Raw genomic sequence first — 18,901 nt, 5'->3', positions numbered from 1 at the left:
CGATTCAGAAAGCAGGCTGGTCTGCCGCACGATACTTCTGGATATGCTGGGGGAAGCAACGATAACCGTCGAAGACGGTGATCTGGCAGGCGTGACCGGCCTTGTCTGGAAACATCAGGAACTGTCGCTGGCCACCGTTTACCTGCCAAGGACCGCATTGCGTCTGACTGCACATGGGGTGGGCAGGCCTGATATCGTGATGTTGAGGGCGACGGACGGGCCGTTGATCGTTCATCATCGCAAACAGAGCTTCGAGATGGCACCGCGTGATGTCATCCTCCTTCCCTCCGACATGATGTCGGAAATCGTTCTGCCCGAAGGCGGGCGCCTCGACTGCGCGCATCTTCCCCACGCCGGCATTACGCTTGCGCGGAAATCCGTCGACCGGATTTTGTTGCGGCCGTTTTCAGCAGAATGCCTGCCGTTACAGCTCCTGACCAACTATGCGGGTTATCTGCTGCGCCAGGACCATCAGGACAAGGAGCACGCCAGCATGATGGTGGCTCACTTCTATTCGCTCCTGCCCGTTCTCGCCCAATACGTGGCCGAGGCGGCACCTTCGGCAGTGCCGCAGAGCCGGCTTGAGGCAATCAAAGGGATGATCGAGGAAAATCTGGCCGATGGCTCGTTTTCCATTGCCGATGTATCACAGGCCGAGGGGATCACACCGCGCGCGATTCAAAAGCTTTTCAGCAAGGCGGGAACCACCTTTTCACGCTACGTGCTGGAGCGGCGGCTGGTGCTCGCAAAAACCCGAATTCTTGCCGATACTGCCGCAACGCCGATCAGCCAGATCGTCTACAGCGTGGGTTTCAACGACCTGTCCTATTTCAATCGTACGTTCCGCAGCCGCTACGGCATACGCCCGACGGATTTGCGCCGCATGACGGCGCAAACCGTTTGATAGGTTGAGACAGTCAAACCGGTTACCGGCTCGTCAGGCTGCGTCTTTCTTCCGGTCGAAATGCACGAGAGGATTTTTCACCATGCCCTGGAAATCCGGCACCGGCCGCTCGTCATCGTCGGCATAACCATGGGTAAACAGGCGCACGCGATTAAGGCAAAGGCGGGGATACTCATCTGTGAACAGATCGAAAATTGCGAAACGTGCCGCCATGTCCGGGAAACGGGCCTGATAGCGCCTGACGCTGTCTCCAGCCAGCGCCCAGAACGCCTCCTCCGACAGGCCTGACCTCTTGTCCAGCAGCACCGACATGTAACGGAAGACGCAGATGAACAGCGTTGTCTGAATGAAGTGCATCAGGAAATCAGCCGGCAGGCGCAGCAGCACATCCTGAACCTCCTTCGGCAGGCTGTCGCTTTCAGGGAAATTAATATCGCAGACGATGACATCGTCGATGAAGTCGCGCAACGCCAACCGCACCGGCAAACCGTCTTTCAGGATAACCGTCGCGTTCTGCCCGTGGGCGGAAAAGGCAAGGCCATGACGGGCAAGAAGGTGGTAAACCGGAGGCAGCACGACATCGAAGAAGCGCCCCAGCCAGCTTTCGACGCTGACCCCTGCTTTTTCCGCCAGCGCCTGCACCACCGGCTTGCCATCGCTACCGGCATGCATGAATGCGGCGAGCGGCATGCCGGTTTCACCGGGCTTCAGATGTGCCTGAAGACTATCGCGCCACAGGCATCCAAGCATCTCGTTAAACTGGTAGGGCGCGCCGGGAACCTTCGAAAATTGCGGATGTGCATAGTGCATGCCTGCCCGCTCTCCCAGAAGCGCGAGATCGCAATCTTTCGACAGGAAATCGTCATTCTCCAAGAGGTCATCAAGCCAGGTCGTGAGCGGCGCAGCCGTCAGCGCCCGCTTGCCGGGGATACCGCGATAGACCGCCGTATTGAGGATCGTCATGCACAGTTTGAGTGTCGATTTTGCGGGGGTGCTGACGTTCGAAAGGGTCCGGACGGATTGCTGCGGCAGATAGAGATCGTCGCCCTCCCCCAGAAGCACGATATGCCCGGACGAAATATCGGCTGCGAAGTGCGGCAAGATCATATGGTCCCACTGCCACGGGTGAACCGGCATGATATGATGGGTCTCGGTCGAGAACCCCGCAGAATTGAGCCTGCCAACAAATGACGCGTAGAGCGTCTCACCGATAGCCTCGGCCACCAGCCTCTCGTTTGTCAGCCCCGCCTCACCAACGAAGGACGCCCGTTCGCGGCTTACCCCGATCCAGACGATCTTCAACGCCGTCCGGTTTTCCGGGGTATAGGCGAGATAGTCCGCGTAACCGAGGCCGATCCGACCTTTGCTGACCGTGACCCAAGGATGCCCGGTCATCTCGCCTTCCATATGGATATCATCGAGCTCGGCGAGCTCCGCACCCGTCTTGCCGGCACGGGCGGCGATGTGAGCATCGGAGACGAGGGTATTGCCAAGCTCACGGATGAAATGCGCTGTCGTCATGGGCTTGACGCCCAGTTCCGGCAGTACCTCTGCGCAGAAGGCCAGCGGATCATGAACCGGTGTGCTGATGCCATCAGCATGTCTCACAATGCTCTGGGGTTCGACCGACAGATTATCGAACACATATTGCTTGGCCTTGAAGCTGTAGGAAGCCGCCGAAAAGTCGATCCGATAGTGACCCGGCTTGTCGGACGCTACCGGGAAAACACGTTCATAGGCGAATTCCTCGATAACCTTGGCGAGCAGTCGGCGGGAAGTTTCTTTCCAAAGGGACGGCGCAAAGGCGGGGTGATAAAGCGTGTCAAACGGCGCGGGCATAGACATCTCCTAAAATGGTCGAGGACGGGGCGTGGTCTTGCGGAATTGCGAAATCCTGGAAGGCAGATCGCGCATTGACCCGGTAGTGTTCTCTCTGGAGCAACTGATTGATGATGACAGCGTTGCGGAACGCACCGAGACCAAGGTCCGGCGCGCCAACGCCATGCTGGAAGGTTTCGGCGTTTTGGACGAAAATCGCTCCTGCACCGCCGTCACGTCGTCTGGCGCGGAAATCAGCGTCGACGACCAAGTCGCCACCGTCGCAGGTTTCCAGCATCTGCTCCTTCAACGTGTCCAGCCATTGCGGCCACGCGTGGCGATAGCCGGTTGCCGAAACGACCGCATCAGCCTCGACAGTACTTTCCTCGCCGGAAAGATTGTGCCGCAGGCCGATCTTCAGTCCACCAGAAAATCCGGATGACTGGATATCGGTGACATCGCAGTTGGGCGCGAGCGACAGGCCCGGATCTCGCCCACCGATGGAGCGCTCGTAGAGCAGGTCGAAGATATCCCCAATCGTCGAAAAGCTGATGCCCTTGTATAGCAATCCTTGATCGGCCACCGTCTGCCGTCGTGTCGTGCGCGGCAGCTTGTGGAACTCGCGCATGTAGTCCGGCGTGAAATATTCCAATCCGAGCTTGGAATATTCCATGGGGAAGAAACCCGCCGAGCGGGTGATCCAGCGAATGGATGCTCCTGCCGCCACCCTCTGCGGTGTCAGTTCGCTAAAGAGCGCGAGCACACATTCAGCGGCACTTTGGCCCGATCCTATCACGGTCACCCGACGGGCTTTCATCAACTCCGCCTTGCGCTTGGCAAATTCGGCGGAATGGAAAACCGGCGAGTTGGCATTCAACCCTGACCACGTCGGCAGGTAGGGAGACGTTCCAATCCCTATGGCGATATTGCGGCTTCGATAGTTGCGCGTCGTGCCGCCCAAAACGCAGGTTTCAGTTACGAACGTATCGGTCACAGCGTCGTGTCGCACGTCGGCAACCGTTTCGCCGAACCTGCAGCTATCGAGCTGCTGAGAGGCCCAACGGCAATAATCATCATATTCCTGGCGTGGGATCAGGAAATTCTCATAGAAGTAGAATTTATAAAGACGGTCATGGGCGGCCAGATAGTTGAGGAAGCTCAGGCGGTGCGTCGGATCCGCCATCGAAACGAGGTCCGCAAGAAACGGCACCTGCAACGTCGTTCCCGGCAGGATGAGCCCCTCATGCCAGCGGAAACCCGGTTTGCGCTCCAGGAACGTCGCCGAAACCTGCGGGTGGGAGGAGAGAAGCGAGGCGAGGCCAAGATTGAATGGCCCGATACCGATACCGGTAAGATCGAGTGTGGTCATGGTCATAGTCCAAATTGTTCGATGAAGCGCTGTCGATGGCAGAACATCAGTTTGGCGCGTTTATCTGGCAGGTCGATTTCCCCCTGCTCCTCGAAGGCGCAAACCGGCGCATAACGCAGCAAACGCCGTGCCTCGATGCTCGGCTCACCAACGACCTTTTCCGTGGCGGGATCATCGAGAAAAAGGAAGCGCGTAAACGCGCGGATCACCGCGGGCGCGATGCCTCGCCCAAAAAAGGAAGGCTCTCCCACCAGCATGTGCCAGCCGCGATCCTTGTCGGCAGCGGCATAATGGCGGCCGAGAATATCGTCCTTAGCCCAATAGGCCTCCCAATAGCTCATGGGTGCGCCGTCGATGAAGCCGACATACGGATCCTGATGCGGATCAGCCAGATTGGCGTCAATATAGGCGGCAATATGCTCTTTCGGCTTCGCCATCTTCCATTGCGGCACGACATGGGCCTGGTTCATCCAGCGCCACAACAGGTCAAGGTCGCGCCCCTTGTCCAGCAGCCTGAAGCTGATCGTCTTGCCGATATCCGGATCGTATCGGGAATAGGCAAAGCCGGCGCCAGTCGTGGTCAGGTTATCCATGAGCCTGCGCCCGCGCATGCTGAAACAGGGGATTGTCGATTTGCAGATAGACCGATTGCGTTTCCAGCGGCCCGACCAGTTCATCCATCTGCGCAAGCCGTGTCTTGAGATTGGCCTTGCACTGCAAAACAGGCGCCAGCATCTTTTCCACAAGGCGGGATTGCCCGCCTTCTTGCGCGTTGAGTTCGACAAGCGCTGCGCGCAACTGCGAAATCAAGGACTCTTCCTCGATCAAGCCCTCGCGGCCCAGAGCCCCGACCATGCCAAGAACGGAATTGATGAAGGCGTAATAAAGGATGCGCTCATCGACCGGCTCCTCGCCGAAGACGGATTCGCTTGGGACCCCAATGCCCGGAATAGCAGCATTCAACGCCAGATGGCCGCGATCGTGGTGGAAGAAGCCCTGATTATCCCGGTAGAATGCAGCAACGGGATAACCATCGGCAATTTCGAGCAACATGTTCTGTTGATGTGCTTCGATGGCAATGCCATGACGCAGGTAAAGGGCAAACACCGGCGTCACGAAAACCGTCAGGAACCGTGAGAACCAGTCTGCAGCGACAGCTTCCACCGCTCGGCCCTCCATTGCCGCCCGCCTGCAGATCAACGCACCCAGCCTGCTGCCACGTTCGGGCAGGTGTTCGCATAAGGCGGCGAGCAAACTGACGTTGCGGCCAACGTCGTCATCATGGAACGGATTTTCACGCATCGTGGCGGAAAGACCGTCGATCACGCCGCCATTGACCGAAACACCCACATAGGCAGGGTCCGGCATGAAATTCAGGCCCGGATAATCCGATTTCAGGTCCTGCCACAAATGGCTTGCCCGGAAGCGATACATGTCATCGCCCCGCAGCAGTTCGCGGGCAAGATTGACCCTCACCGAATTGGTGATGCCTATACCGAGCGATAGTTTCAACATAAAGGGTGCATCCGGCCGGTAGAGCGTGCGCACGGAGGAGGTAGGAAACCATGGTTTACCCGCCTCGCCGCAGTCCACGATTTTACCGGCGGCTACCAGGGCTGCCACATCTGCCTGTTTGAGCATGGCGTCCGCCTGCCAGGGATGTACCGGCAAGAACGCGAAGTCACCCTTGGGCAGGCTGGTACGCAGAGCAGCCAACGTTTCGCCGTCCACGGCATCAAGCCACTCTTCGGCAGCGGCCGACCCATCTGAATGGCCTGTGTGATAAACGTCGCGTGCAACGGCGAACCAGCGCAGCGGAAAGCTTGCGGCAAATTCGGGCGAGTAGCGTCTGCCCTCCTCTTCTGTCATGCCTTCGCGACTTTTAGGGCAAGGGTGTATTCCGTGACCGGCAATCAGTCCCTGCTCCGCTTCGATGAAGGAGACATGGTCGCCAATAAGCTCTGAAAGATCATTCTCGCGGGCGTGAAGCGCAGCCTCCACCAACAAACGGCTGGAATGGGTGCGAGCCAGAAGATCTTTGCGTCCCTCTTCGCTGGCAGTCGCCTCGATGCGCTCGACGATGATGTCGATCGCACGTTCCGGGCTGATCGTGTTCGTACCGGCGTCATCGCTCAGCACCAGCGGCTCGCCGAAGAGATGATGGCCGGTCACGGAGCGATAGAGTACCGGCACCCTAAGGCTGCCGCCGTTATCGGGAAAATCCAGCGTCAGTTTTTGTCTGCCACTGTCGTGCCCCCATATGCATTGCTCGGCATATTCGCGAGCCACGCAATTGAGCAAGGATCGAAGCGCAAGGGTTGCGGCTTTACGGGCATACATGGTCGTTCTCCAGTTCGCGCGCCATCTCTCCAACCGCGTCCAGAACGCGGCCAATGACGTCGGGTGTGGAATGGGGATTAAGAAGCGTCAGTTTAAAGTGGACCCGTCCGCCAAGAACGGTGGTAGCAAGAGCAGCAATGCCCTTTCGAAAAAGTTCAGCGCGAACGGCAAGCGTCACTTCGTCGGAACGCTCCGGCCCATGTGGCGAAACATAACGAAAAAGCACCGTCGACAATTCCGGCTCCTGCGCGAGATGAAGATAATCACGCCTTCGCACAGCCCCGGCTGCTGCCTTCGTATTGTCGAGCGTCTTCGAGATCAGCTCGTCGAGACCGTCAAGCCCGATAGAGCGTAACGTCATAAGCACCTTCAGTGCGTCGCTGCGGCGGGTCGTCTGCACCGACGACTCCACGTAGTTGGGGACATCACCGAAAATAGACACTTCGGGATTAAGGTAATCTGCCTTCGTCGCAAGCGGCGAAAAGTGGATGCGCTGACCAAGAAGCAGGGCGCCACAGCTGATCGGCTGGAACAGCATCTTGTGAAAATCGAGCGCGATGGAATCTGCCCGCTCTATTCCACGAAGGCGATGGCGATAATTTGAAAACAGAAGTCCCCCGCCGTAGGCCGCATCCACATGGAGCCATAAGCCGTGTTCCTTCGCTATATCGGCGACACCCTCGAGCGGGTCGATCGCGCCGAGGTCTGTTGTGCCCGCCGTCGCCACCACGGCAACCACTGGCCGTCCCCGTGCAGCCGTTTCAGCGATTGCGCGTTGGAGGGCGGGAACTGACATGCGGCCTGCGTCATCCGTCGCAATGGTCACGACCGCGTCCTTCGCGAAACCGAGAAGGGAGGCGCTTTTCTGGATACTGAAATGCGACTGTTCCGAGGTGAAGATGACACCATCCCGCCGAACCGCGAGCCCCTGCTTCTCTGCTGCAAGATAGAGGGCCGTCATGTTGGACTGACTACCACCGCTGGTGAAACTTCCACCTGCCGTTTCTGGCAATCCCATAAATCCTGTCAGCCAAGAAAGCACCCGTTCCTCGACCAGCGTCGCGAATGGTGACTGGTCCCAGGAATCGAGGGACTGGTTTGTGGCGGAAATCAGCACTTCCGCTGCGAGAGCCGGAATCGCCACTGGGCAATGGAGATGTGCCATGGTGGCGGGATTGCCCACGTCCAGCGCATGCCGCACAGCCGGAACGCCGACATGCTCAAGCGCCGCGGAAACGCCGGTTCCCCGGTTCGGGCAGACATCAAGCGTCGCCAGGAAGCCGCGGATATCGTCGGCTTCGACACCGGAGTGAATGTCAGCCCGGATGGCGTTTTCGGTGATCATCGTTACCGCGGTCATCATCGCCTGACGATAAGCCCTGAGCGCGGGGTCCCCTGGGCCAAGGATCGCGGTAGACAACGCGTCCTCTGCCACGTCGACCTGTTTACTGTGTAGCAGGGTAACATTCATGCGGCGTTGCGTCCAAGGCGCAGGAAAGCGTCGGAGAGGATATCGCAAGCCTGATCGATTTCCGCGTCGGAAATGGTCAGCGGTGGGAGAAGCCTCAGAACGCTGCCATGGCGACCACCGGTTTCCAGGATCAGACCGTCGCAAAATGCCGCGCTCTGGATCGCCCTGGCGATATCGCCGCCATGCGGTGGATGGCCCAAGCTGTCAGGATTGCGCGTTGGGTCGATGACTTCTACGCCGAGCATCAGCCCTTCGCCGCGGACCTCGCCGATATAGGGCGTATGGCTCTGAATGCGTTCCAGATTGGCCCGCAGCCTGCGACCGGCAATCGCTGCCCGCTCCACGAGCCCATCGCGCTTGATGATTTCAAGGGTTTTCGATCCGGCTGCCATGGCCAGTTGGTTGCCTCGGAAAGTCCCCGCATGCGCACCCGGTTTCCACAGATCGAGACCTTGTCGATAAATTATGACAGACATCGGTAGACCTCCGCCGATCGCCTTGGACAGGGCGATTATGTCGGGCACGATGCCCGCTTTCTGGAATGCGTAGAAGGTGCCGGTTCGCCCGACGCCGCTCTGCACTTCGTCTAGGATGAGTGGAATGCCGAGTTCGCTGGTGACAGAGCGGACCTTCCGCAGCCACTCGGCAGGTGCTGGAATAACGCCACCCTCGCCCTGAACAGCCTCAAGGATAACGGCCGCAGGTAGATTTATTCCACCTTCAGGGTCGCGTAGCGCCTTTTCGAAATAGTCTGCCGCTAGCGTCGCGGTCTCATCGCCGCCACGTCCAAAGGGGCATCGATATGCATAGGGATAAGGAAAGAAATGTGTTCCCGGCACCAATTGGCCGATTGCCGCCTTCGGGCCGAGCGATCCCATTAAAGACAGTGATCCCTGCGACATGCCATGGTAGGCGCCACGAAACGCAATGACATCAGTGCGTCCGGTGGCGGTCTTGGCAAGTTTGATAGCTGCCTCCACCGCATCGGTTCCGCTCGGTGAGCAGAACTGGATTTTGGCCTCTTCTCGCAATCCGGCGGGTAATGTTTCGAAGATATCGGAAACGAACTTGTCTTTGACGGGGGTCACAAGATCAAGTGTGTGCAGCGGGAGGCCGGAGGCCAGCACGTCCTGAAGGCTGGCAATGACTTCTGGGTGATTATGTCCGAGTGCAAGGGTTCCGGCACCGGCGAGGCAATCGAGATAGGTGCGCCCCTCCACATCGGTGACGAGGCACCCAGAGGCTGACTTCAGCGCGAGGGGAAACCGTCGCGGATAGCTGCGCGCGTTCGATTCACGACGCGCCTGACGCTTGAGGTAAAAATCGTTATCGTGCCGTGAGAACGGGTCCATGATATCAACTCCAATGGAATTGTTGTGGATTCGCGTCCGTATCAGGCACCTGCCATAACAGGTGCCTTCGGACAGCGCCCGATCCGTCGAAGGAACCAGACAGACAGTCCCATTCCGGCAAGGGACAACAGCGTCGCCGTCGAAAACAGCGCGGAATAACCCATTCGGTCAGCCACCAGACCGGCTACGGAAGCGCCCGCCATGTAGACGATCAGTTCGGCGCAGGTGAGGATTGTAAAATCCGTCCCCGGCTGCTCATCTGAGGAATTCTTCATGAAGAAGGAATAGATGGCGACCAGTTCCATGTAACGGATCAGCGTCTGAAATGCCGAAGCGGACATCGCCACCCACATGCCGGGCCAGATACCAAACGCATTGAGCGCAAAGGCGAGGAAGCAAAGGCTTCTGAGACCACCGAGCAGGATAAGCGTTGCCGTCAGGCCAACCTTGCGGATGATGAATGCTGCGATCGCCACGCCGATCAGGCCCGCCGTAGCCGCCGCTCCGCCTGAAAGGTACCCGATCCAGTCAGTCGGCACCTTGCTGTCCACCAGATAAGTGCCTTCCATACCCCGCACGAGACCTTCGCTCGCCCTGTATGTCAGCGCAAAACCGAGGATCAGCCAGGCATTGGGGCGCAGAAAAAAGCCGGCAAGGCTGGCGCGCTTTTTATCTTTGCCTGCCGAGAGCGGTTCCGGCTGCATCGCCAGGGCGGCCAAGAGCGGCAGCAACGACAGCACAGCGACCAGCAGAATCATCGTGCGCCATCCAGCGATATGGAACACCACGAGCGCCGCCGTGCCACCAATGATGACGCCGAGCGCAACAGCCCCTGCCTGCACCGCGTTGCCCAAAGAGCGATTACTGTCGGTCAGGCGCCTGACGGCGTAACCGTCCGTTGCAATATCCTGCAAGGAGGAGACAAGTGTAATCGATATGCAGATCGCAAACAAAATTGCGGCGTCGCTTGGCTCTACCAGTGCCATGGACGCGATCCCGACGCTCACAAGGAGCTGCGTTGGGATCACCCAGCCGCGGCGATGACCAAGTCTGGGAAATGGAGACCAACGATCTACAAGTGGCGCGACCGCAAATTTCAGGATCAGCGGCAGCATCAGCAAAGAGAATAGCCCGATGGCCGTACGTGATGCACCGCTCTCCCGCATGATCGGCGGCAGCGCCACCAAGAGCAGATAGGTGGGTATGCCCTGAGCGAGATAAAGCCCCCCTAGCACATACATCAACGACCACTGGCAGGTGGGTGTCCGGCCCGCGTCACCGGAGATCGCGTCGTTGATTTTAACCATGCAAGATCCGCACTGATATTCCAGAACACCGCCACCCGCGTTAGGTTCTCAGCGCTACCAGCGCCCGGCTGTTCTGAAGAAGTTAAAGAGGAGTATTGCTCTCATCTTTATCTCAGCTTTAAGAAAATGCTTGGATATGAGCGAACCCGTTTAAGACAATTACGAACGGGCTGTGGCGCTTCCACATTCCGCGGAAAGGTCGATCCTGAGGCAGGCTACCAATGATGAGTGACGACTTCCAAAAACTACTATGGTCCTTGGGGCTCTGGATGGCAGGCTCGGAAGCGTTGCGGCCGCCGGTTTGGCGATCCGCGGCGCATTGCTTTAAGACACCTAAGCAGGGCGATAGAATTATTCTTTCGCAAACCCGGATGTCATTGAGCACCTTTACTCATCTGACACCCGGGAAAGGTTTCGGCGGCGCGTTAAACCTGTCGTAAGCCGCCGTCGACGCATAGTTCGGCACCGGCAATGTAGCTCGCGTCGTCGCTCAACAAAAACAAAGCGGCTGCGGCAACTTCTGAAGGCTGCGCCATACGTCCCATCGGAATTGGAGCAACAATTTCCGCTCGCGTCTCTTCCGCAACAGCAGCCATCATCTCCGTATCTGTCGGGCCGGGCGCAACGACGTTCACCCGGATGCCTTTTGGGGTAAGTTCTGCTGTCCAGGTTCGTGCATAGGAACGAACAGCTGCTTTCGTGGCTGCATAGGTTCCGTAACCTTTATAGCCTGCGGTCCCGGCGATGGACCCGACGAGTACCACCGAACCGCCCTCCGTCATGGCGGGCAGAGCCGCCTGGAAGCCGAACACCATCCCCCGGACGTTGACGTCGAAATGGCGGTCAAAATGCTCCGGAGTTATCTCAGGTATCTGCGAGTACTCGGATAATCCCGCATTCAAGACCAGTCCGTCGATGCGGCCATATGCCTTGCGGACAGCGTCGACAGCAGCGACCATGTCTTCCGGTGAGCCTGCGTCAGCCCGAAGTCCAGTCGTGCCGTTGCCAATTCTCGCGGCCGCGTTTTCGGCATCCTCTTCCCTCCGGCTGGTGAGAAAGACACGGGCCCCTTCCTCAGAAAGACGCCTTGCAATCGCCAGACCAATCCCTTTTGCACCACCGACCACCAGAGCAACTTTGTTATTCATTCTATCCATCGTAAAGCCTTTCACTCGTTGATCCACTCATGATATACGCTGGATATCTGATATCAATTACGCACCTGGAATAGCCTAGATATGGATGAGTATACCGACCTCGAAACCCTCTCTCATCGCGCACTTTGCGACATGCCGCTGGTTCGCCCGGTTCTGGATAAAATTGCGGACAAATGGACAATTCTGATCCTGACAGTGATTTGTCCCAAACCGTCGCGCTTCAACGAAATCAAGCGCCGCCTCGATGGTATCACTCACAAGGCCTTAGCCGACGCGTTAAAGCGGCTGGAGCGAAACGGACTTGTCACCAGAACAGTCCTTCCCACGCAGCCGATTGGAGTTGAATACGCGATCACGCCGCTAGGGCACTCGTTGCGGGAGCCCTTTGAAGCATTGTGCCTATGGGCCGCCGCCAACGGTGCCAAGATCGAGGCGGCGATTCTACAGTATGACACCACACTTAAGCAGCGCTAACCGGATGAAGCATTGATGCTCTGTCGGCCGAGGATCGTGCGGATCATATGGCTCTGTAGTCCGTATGCCCTTGCGGTGATGACATCGCGATGGTGACGCTCAAGATTGTGGCGCCTTTGCGCATGGACGATACGCACGCGAAAGTTGATCCCTTCCTCCACGAGGCTCACCGGCCAGTCGATGAAAAGCGTTTATAACTCGTGCCGTCTCATCGAATGAACCTGTTTTCTCCCTATCGTCCATTGGGCTTTTTGACGATCTTTCCCAACTCGCGGAACTTCAAACCGCGGTGAGGGTTGAATTTCGTCGGTCGAAAGCGAGGAGTTGCAAATGACGATGGATGAGCTCTCTAAGAAACTGAGCAAGATAGACTTCTGCATGTTTAACACCAAAGGTGCCGCTGGGCGAATTAATACTCGGCCGATGAGCAATAATGGCGATGTGGAATATGACGGCGACTCTTGGTTCTTTTCGTATGAAGACACCGCTAAGGTCGCGGAAATCGAGCGGGATTCTACGGTCACACTGACGTTTTCCGCGCCGCCCAGCATTCTGGGAAAGCCGGGGATATTCATCTCCGTTGACGGCCAGGCGAGCTTAATTCGAGACAAGGCCGAGTTCGAGGCCCATTGGGTAAATGAACTCGACAGATGGTTTCCACAGGGAACGGATACGCCACATCTTCTTCTTATCAAAGTGTCGGCGCATACAATCAAGTTCTGGGATGGCGACGAAAGCGGCGTCATAGAACGATCCAGCGATGCGGCAACGATTGGAGCCGTGTGACGCGAGACGGCGTTGCAAACACATCCGGAACGTCATGCCCTCAAGGTGAATGCAACCCAAGAACTCGCGTCGGCGATCAAAGGTTGCATAAAAGGATTGACTCTCGTGTCAGTGTGAGTGAGCTTCGCGAAAACGACGAGGAACGACCAATCATCATGTCGCCGGAACGGTTTAATCAATGCCTGCGGGTGATCCGCTGGACGCCGATCAACATTGCCTCTGCCTTGCAATGCGAGCTTTCGTGGATTGAGGCGTTGGAAGCCGGCAATGAGATCGTGCCCGAGGGCCTTGCCACATGGCTTGAAACGCTGGCGCAAGCCCATGAGGCGCTCCCGCCAACCGCAGCGTACCGAGGAAAGCGATCGTCGTTTTAACGCGGCAACAGCCGATAAACCTTCACCAGCAATTGGATAGATTCAATGAAATCACTTATCGCAGCCCTCGCCCTGATTGCGTTCTCAAGCCCTGTCCTTGCGGCATCCTGCGAGAAAAACTTCTCCGTTTCAGGCGTACCGATGGTCACGGCCGTTTCCTACAAATCATGGCAGGAGCTGCCCAAGGCCAAGGCTCCGGCGGTGCTGCAAAAGCTCGCACAGGCCGTGGCGGCGGAAGGCTTTTCCGGTATCCAGATCAACAAGGAACTGTCCGCTATCGACGCACATCAGGAAACGAGTGGCAGCGGCAGAATCCAGACCTTACGGGTAGTGGCCCGGCAGAAAGGCGCCGGCGTGAGGATTGACGCCGTCTTCAATATTCAGGCAGGGCAGATCGCGGATAAGAACGTCATCCGTGAGGGGATCTGCAACATCATCAAGGGCGCCTGACCCACGAAGCACCGAGCCGCCCGACCGCACGCCGTGGACCGCGCTTATGGTGTGGCAGGAAGTGCCGGAATCTGCCATGAGTGCCGGACGAATTGTGCCTGTGGCCTGAAATCGGCCTGGAAGCGGTTGGGGGGACCATGCCGATTTATGAACTGGCCGCCTTGGGTGCGGCAACGTGCTGGGCTATGACTGGCATGCTTTCGGCGGGCCCGGCGGGTCGGCTGGGCGCGCTCGCCTTCAGCAGGACGCGCCAGCTTTTCGTCGCGGCCCTGCTCGGGGTGTATGTACTTGCCTCGGGCAGCTGGCGGGAGCTTCAGCCCGAGGCGCTATGGTCGCTTCTCCTGTCCGGTTTCATCGGCATTTTTGTCGGTGACACGCTGCTTTTCACCTGCCTCAATCGCGTTGGTCCGCGTCGGTCCGGCATTTTGTTTGCGCTGAACGCCCCGATGGCCGCGCTGCTGGGATGGCTCGTGCTTGGCGAACAGCTTTCCGGAAAGGCCATCGCGGGTATCGGCCTGACGCTGAGCGGCGTGCTGCTCGCCATTCTTTTCGGCAAGCGTAAGGCACAGCTGCACGAATGGGAAAACGTCAAAGGGCCGCTTTGGATCGGCGTGCTTCTTGGGCTCCTCGCCGCGCTCAGCCAGGCGGTGGGATCGCTGATCGCAAGGCCTGTCATGGCGACCGGGATCGACCCTCTGGCGGCCTCCATGCTACGCGTCGGCATAGCGGCGATCTGCCTCACCGCTCTGACCAGTCTGCCAATCCAAGCCGTGAAACCGAAGACAAGGCTGACCCCGGCCCTGTTCGTGCAGACGGCGGCCACGGGCCTCATTGCTCTGGCCTTCGGCATGACGCTGCTTCTTTTTGCCCTTTCCGGCGGAAAGGTCGGGATCGTTTCGACACTATCGGCGACGACACCCGTGATCATCCTGCCGCTGCTCTGGTTGAAAACACGCGAAGTACCGGCGCCCGGCGCCTGGGCCGGCGCCGCGCTGGTCGTGGCCGGGATGGCGCTGATGTTCTGGAAATAGCCAAATCCCCGCAGAGCCGCCTGAGGAGCGCCGAAACCACGGCGATATTTCGGCTCCTGACAAGCATTCAAGCGACCACTTGATAAGCAACCTCCGCGTGCTTAAAAGGTGCGCAATATGATCAGTTCGTGAGAGAGGGCCACGTCATGGAACAGGAAACTACCCAACCTGGAAAGGCTCGGCGCAAGGCGCTTTGGTCGGCGGTTGCAATCATTGCGGTGGCCGCCACCGGCGTCATCGGCGGCAAGATCTTTTTGGAAACAAAGGTGAAGGAAGTCGTTGCCCGCGCCGGCGCGAAGGCCGCCTCCGTGGAGGTCGATTTTCTTGGCAAAATCCATGTTCGCGACCTGACGCTGCCGCTGGAAGACGGCAAAAACATCAAGATTGCCTCCATCGACGGACGCCCGAAGCTGCCGTTTCTGGATGGTGCGCTTGATGTGAAATCGATCGACATCGAGGTGCCGACCGGGAAAATCTCGATGGACGATGCGCGCATCGAGAACGCGGTGTTCGAAAGGCCTCAGCCGGCGCCGGCCGGCGGAGACAGCAACTCGTTGCCCCGGCGCCTCGAGCGCTTCGGCGCGACGCGTATTTCCACCCCCGCGCTGACGTTTACCCAGTCTGTCGCGGCCACCGAGCAGACGACCGTTTACAAGAACCTCGCGCTTTCGGACATCGCAGGCGGCCGCATTGGCCATTATTCCATCGAGAGCGGCAGCTACGACATCAAGATGAAGCTGCCCGACGCAGAAGGCGCGATGAAAGACAGCCACATCGTGGCCTCCACCGGCACCATAGCTGGCGAAAGCATCGACGTCGCTTATCTCGCCCGGTTCTACACGGAAAAGGCCGGCCCTGAAGACAAGGAAGCAAAGCCGCTCTATGGCCCGCTTTCCATCCGCGCCGTGACCCTCACCGATGGGACTGCTCATTTCAGCTACGACGAAATCCGCAGCGACGGTTTCACAGCTCGCATGCCGGCAGAGCCGCTCTCGGAGACCTTGAAAGCGCTGACGGCAACTCAAAACCCTGACGAACTGTCGCCGCAGGCGCGTCAGGCGCTTTTCGCCAAGGCCGTGTCGATCATCGACATGATCGGCAACAGCAACATCCAGCTGGTCGGCTTCAAGATCGACGTGCCGGACGAAAAAGAAGGGGCCGCCGGCAAAAGGGTCAAGGCCACCATCGACCGCATGGACATGAAGATGGATAGCCGCAAGCTCGACATCGGCATGAAAGGCATGTCGATCGGCGATGAAGACGGAAAGATGGAAGTCGCCGAAGCGAGCCTGACAGGTTTCGACTGGAGCTCTACGCTCAAGGGAATGTCCGACATCGTCGGGCTTGACGAAAGCGAGATGGAGACCTTTGCCTTCAACCGCCTGATACCGGAATTCGGCCGGATGCATCTGGGTGGTATCAACGTCGATTTCGCCGCGCCGGAAAATCCCGATGAAGAGGCTCCCGCCAAGCCTGAACGCATCAAGCTCTCGCTCAAGAATTTCGATATGGGACTGACGAAGCCCTACAACGGAATTCCGACCGACATCGAGATCAGGCAGGAAGACCTGACGCTTCCCGTTCCAGCGGACTCGCAAGAAGACATTTTCGTTCAGGCCCGCAAGCTTGGTCTCGAAACGCTCGCAGTTTCTTATGGGCTTTCCGCGGGCTGGGACGAGCCGAACAGCAATCTCGTGATCCGCGACATCTCGCTTAGCAGCAAGGATATCGGCAGCATCAAGTTCTCGGGTCTGGCAAGCGGCTTTACGGAGGAGTTTTTCTCCTTCGACATCAATCGCGCGCAGGCCGCTCTCTTCGGTCTGGCCGGCCGCGAGCTGACATTGACCGTCAAGGACGAAGGCTTGGTGGCGAAGGCGATCAAACTCTACGCGCTCGAAAACAACATGTCGGAAGATCAGGTGCGGGCAATGCTCACGCTGGTTGCCGGCATGATGCTGCCACAATTGGCCGCCGACCAGCCAAAGCTGCAAAATGCCGTGGACGCGCTCGTCAAATTCATCAGCAAGCCCGGGACGTTGACGGTGACCGTGAAATCCACAGGTGCAAACGGCCTCGGCATGTTCGACCTGATCGCGGCCTCTGATAATCCGATGCTTCTTCTCGACAAGGTGGATATTCAGGCAACCGCCGAATAATCCGACCATGCCAAACGTCTCAAGCTCGACCTGTCGGGCTTGAGACTACCTTTTCTGCGTGATCAGAAAGTCGTGGGCAGGGAACTTCCCCGCGCGTGCAGGAATTATGACGGTCGTATCCGCTGACGGTCATGGCGGTCATAGGCATGAGGATCAGTCCCTTGAAGACCCAAGAATTAACATTCCCCCCGAGCGAGCAAGTCCCCAACAACGGGAGATTTTCGGTAGTGATCTATCAGGGCGTCGGACCGGCTCTCGACTCCGCGGGATTTGAGGCGCTGTTCTCCCGCAACGGGTGGACCGGCATTTGGCGCAATGGCGTGTTTGACTACCACCACTACCACTCGAAAGCGCACGAAGTTTTAGGCGTCGGGCGTGGCGAAGCGACATTGCAGATTGGCGGACCACAGGGTGAGGCGGTGGACGTCAAGCAGGGAGACTGCCTGATTCTGCCAGCCGGAACCGGCCACAAGAGGTTGAAGGCTTCCGCCGACTTCCAGGTCGTCGGCGCCTATCCACCCGGCCAGGAAGCGGACATCCAGACGTCGTCGCCTGACGAAGACATGCTGGAGGCGATCAGATCACTGCCAACGCCTGAGACGGACCCGGTGCATGGCGCGATCGGCGGCCTCGTGACAATGTGGCGTTGAAGGTGGAGCGACGCGTCTGGCTGCAAAAATGGCGGCGGCCTGTACCGTCTCACCCCCCTTCGCGCAGAAATACCTCTGTCGCGCCGTAACTCGGAGACCCTTCCCACGACGTTCCCGCCGGCAGCGTCTCGCCCTTCATGACGACAGAGAGATTCCCGAGCTAGGCTCCTCGCCGATTTCGGCATCGTAAAGCACGATCGCATAAGAACCGATGACGGCGCGGTCAGCAACTGCCGCGCCGCCGACTTTCATGACGCGATCTTCGAACAGGTGGGGGTGCAAGCTAGAATATTCGTTGAGCACGACCTCGTCGCCGATCCGCACGAGATCATGTTCGGCAATATCGGTCGCGTCGGGGCCAGCTTTGTGAAGCGCCTGGGAGCGACAAGCAGTTCTGCGCCGTCGGCAAATGCACTCCACATAGTTTCGATGGACATGTCGAAAGCTGTGCTGAAGCCGCCGAACACCCGTTCGCTGTCCTCAATGGCAGGATTGCACCTTCGGACCGCAGGAAGTGGCAGGCGCTGGCCTCGGCAAGACGCGAGAATGCCGGCGCGGATACCGTCACGGCGAAAGCGCCAGATCGATGGCTGCCTCGCAATGAATCCGTGTCGTATCGAAGACGGGCACCGCCACATTGCCCTGGTTCAGCAGCATGCATACTTCCGTGCAGCCAAGGATCACGCTGTCAGCCCCGACCTCCACCAGACGCTGGGCAACATCTTCGAATTTCGAACGGCTCTCGTTCCCGATGATGTCCATGCAGAGCTCATCATAGATGATGCGATGCACCTCTGCCCGGTCATTTTCGTCTGGAATAATTGGGTGAAGTGAGGCTTCGACGAGCCGGTCACGATAGAAGCGTTGCTCCATCGTAAAGGCGGTGGCGATCAGCCCCGGGCGACTGAGCCCGGCGGTTGAAATGCGTTGCGCGGTGGCAGCAGCGATGTGCAGTAACGGAATGGTCACGTCAGCCATCATCGCCGATGCGACCTTATGCATCGTGTTCGTCGCCAGCAAGATGAAGTCTGCACCGCCCTTTTCCAGCCCCTTCGCCTCGGCATTGAGAATGGAGGCCGCAGCATCCCATTGTCCGAGCGCCTGCAGCGCCTCAATCTTCGCAAAATCGAGAGAGCGGATCAAAAGCTCGGGCGAATGAAGGCCGCCGAGGCGATCACGGGTGATCTCGCACAGCGTCCGATAATAGATCTGGGTCGATGCGGCCGACATGCCGCCGAGAATTCCGATGGTTTTCATGATCT

General features: G+C 58.4%; 17 protein-coding genes and 1 pseudogene. 8 read left to right on the top strand and 10 right to left on the bottom strand.

Features of this window, described 5'->3' with window-relative positions; genetic code table 11:
* The first annotated feature begins 43 nt into the window (after positions 1-43).
* On the top strand, positions 44-904 hold the full coding sequence (locus FS804_RS17215) for a helix-turn-helix transcriptional regulator (protein WP_371417894.1): 861 nt from the start codon (positions 44-46) through the stop codon (positions 902-904).
* Positions 905-937: 33 nt separating this feature from the next.
* On the opposite strand, the gene FS804_RS17210 is transcribed toward FS804_RS17215, so the two are convergent.
* From FS804_RS17210 to FS804_RS17175, 8 genes are all read right to left on the bottom strand, one after another.
* A complete protein-coding gene (locus tag FS804_RS17210) occupies positions 938-2,743 on the bottom strand; it encodes an IucA/IucC family siderophore biosynthesis protein (RefSeq protein WP_144578029.1) in 1,806 nt (601 codons plus the stop codon).
* Positions 2,727-4,091: a putative histamine N-monooxygenase gene (basC, locus tag FS804_RS17205; protein ID WP_246665901.1), complete on the bottom strand. Its 1,365-nt coding sequence runs from the start codon at positions 4,089-4,091 to the stop codon at positions 2,727-2,729. The genes FS804_RS17210 and basC overlap by 17 nt, the downstream gene beginning before the upstream one ends.
* A gap of 2 nt (positions 4,092-4,093) precedes the next feature.
* Positions 4,094-4,684: a GNAT family N-acetyltransferase gene (locus tag FS804_RS17200; RefSeq protein ID WP_144578025.1), complete on the bottom strand. Its 591-nt coding sequence runs from the start codon at positions 4,682-4,684 to the stop codon at positions 4,094-4,096.
* Positions 4,677-6,431: an IucA/IucC family siderophore biosynthesis protein gene (locus FS804_RS17195; RefSeq protein ID WP_144578023.1), complete on the bottom strand. Its 1,755-nt coding sequence runs from the start codon at positions 6,429-6,431 to the stop codon at positions 4,677-4,679. Before FS804_RS17195 ends, FS804_RS17200 begins: the two co-directional genes overlap by 8 nt.
* Positions 6,418-7,902, bottom strand: a complete 1,485-nt coding sequence (locus tag FS804_RS17190) for an aspartate aminotransferase family protein (RefSeq protein ID WP_144578021.1) — start codon at positions 7,900-7,902, stop codon at positions 6,418-6,420. Before FS804_RS17190 ends, FS804_RS17195 begins: the two co-directional genes overlap by 14 nt.
* Positions 7,899-9,254, bottom strand: coding sequence for a diaminobutyrate--2-oxoglutarate transaminase (locus FS804_RS17185; protein ID WP_144578019.1), 1,356 nt, complete (start codon positions 9,252-9,254; stop codon positions 7,899-7,901). Before FS804_RS17185 ends, FS804_RS17190 begins: the two co-directional genes overlap by 4 nt.
* A 41-nt stretch (positions 9,255-9,295) precedes the next feature.
* Positions 9,296-10,561, bottom strand: a complete 1,266-nt coding sequence (locus tag FS804_RS17180) for a RhtX/FptX family siderophore transporter (RefSeq protein WP_144578017.1) — start codon at positions 10,559-10,561, stop codon at positions 9,296-9,298.
* Between the two features lie 425 nt (positions 10,562-10,986).
* Positions 10,987-11,718, bottom strand: coding sequence for an SDR family NAD(P)-dependent oxidoreductase (locus FS804_RS17175; protein WP_144578130.1), 732 nt, complete (start codon positions 11,716-11,718; stop codon positions 10,987-10,989).
* A gap of 81 nt (positions 11,719-11,799) precedes the next feature.
* On the opposite strand from FS804_RS17175, the gene FS804_RS17170 reads away from it, so the two are divergent.
* The gene (locus FS804_RS17170; RefSeq protein ID WP_144578015.1) at positions 11,800-12,192 is read left to right on the top strand and encodes a helix-turn-helix domain-containing protein; all 393 of its coding nucleotides are present in this window, start codon (positions 11,800-11,802) and stop codon (positions 12,190-12,192) included.
* Here FS804_RS17170 and FS804_RS25180 read toward each other — a convergent pair.
* Positions 12,189-12,311, bottom strand: a pseudogene (locus FS804_RS25180) (acyl-CoA dehydrogenase); the annotation flags it as partial. The gene FS804_RS17170 and the pseudogene FS804_RS25180 sit on opposite strands and share 4 nt — an antisense overlap.
* Before the next feature lie 211 nt (positions 12,312-12,522).
* Between FS804_RS25180 and FS804_RS17160 the strand changes: the two are divergent.
* The 6 genes from FS804_RS17160 to FS804_RS17135 all read left to right on the top strand — a co-directional run bounded on the left by FS804_RS17160 (position 12,523) and on the right by FS804_RS17135 (position 17,639).
* On the top strand, positions 12,523-12,978 hold the full coding sequence (locus tag FS804_RS17160; protein WP_144578013.1) for a pyridoxamine 5'-phosphate oxidase family protein: 456 nt from the start codon (positions 12,523-12,525) through the stop codon (positions 12,976-12,978).
* 155 nt (positions 12,979-13,133) lie between these two features.
* Positions 13,134-13,352, top strand: coding sequence for a hypothetical protein (locus FS804_RS17155; protein ID WP_144578011.1), 219 nt, complete (start codon positions 13,134-13,136; stop codon positions 13,350-13,352).
* 45 nt (positions 13,353-13,397) lie between these two features.
* Positions 13,398-13,802: a hypothetical protein gene (locus FS804_RS17150; protein WP_144578010.1), complete on the top strand. Its 405-nt coding sequence runs from the start codon at positions 13,398-13,400 to the stop codon at positions 13,800-13,802.
* A 137-nt stretch (positions 13,803-13,939) separates the two neighbouring features.
* On the top strand, positions 13,940-14,833 hold the full coding sequence (locus FS804_RS17145; protein WP_144578008.1) for a DMT family transporter: 894 nt from the start codon (positions 13,940-13,942) through the stop codon (positions 14,831-14,833).
* A 146-nt stretch (positions 14,834-14,979) separates the two neighbouring features.
* Positions 14,980-16,989 carry a hypothetical protein gene (locus FS804_RS17140; protein ID WP_144578006.1) on the top strand — a complete coding sequence of 670 codons (2,010 nt, stop codon included), beginning with the start codon at positions 14,980-14,982 and terminating at the stop codon, positions 16,987-16,989.
* Positions 16,990-17,150: 161 nt separating this feature from the next.
* On the top strand, positions 17,151-17,639 hold the full coding sequence (locus FS804_RS17135; RefSeq protein ID WP_144578004.1) for a cupin domain-containing protein: 489 nt from the start codon (positions 17,151-17,153) through the stop codon (positions 17,637-17,639).
* Between the two features lie 564 nt (positions 17,640-18,203).
* Here the strand turns inward: FS804_RS17135 and FS804_RS17125 are convergent.
* Entirely contained in the window at positions 18,204-18,896 is a 693-nt protein-coding gene (locus FS804_RS17125) for an aspartate/glutamate racemase family protein (RefSeq protein ID WP_144578002.1), read from the bottom strand.
* Positions 18,897-18,901: the final 5 nt, after the last annotated feature.

It is taken from the genome of Agrobacterium sp. DE0009 (genome assembly GCF_007680755.1).
GTDB classification, from domain to species: Bacteria; Pseudomonadota; Alphaproteobacteria; order Rhizobiales; family Rhizobiaceae; genus Agrobacterium; species Agrobacterium tumefaciens_B.
The sequence above is the reverse complement of the archived record's forward strand: the minus strand, read 5'-3'. Positions and strand labels throughout refer to the sequence as shown.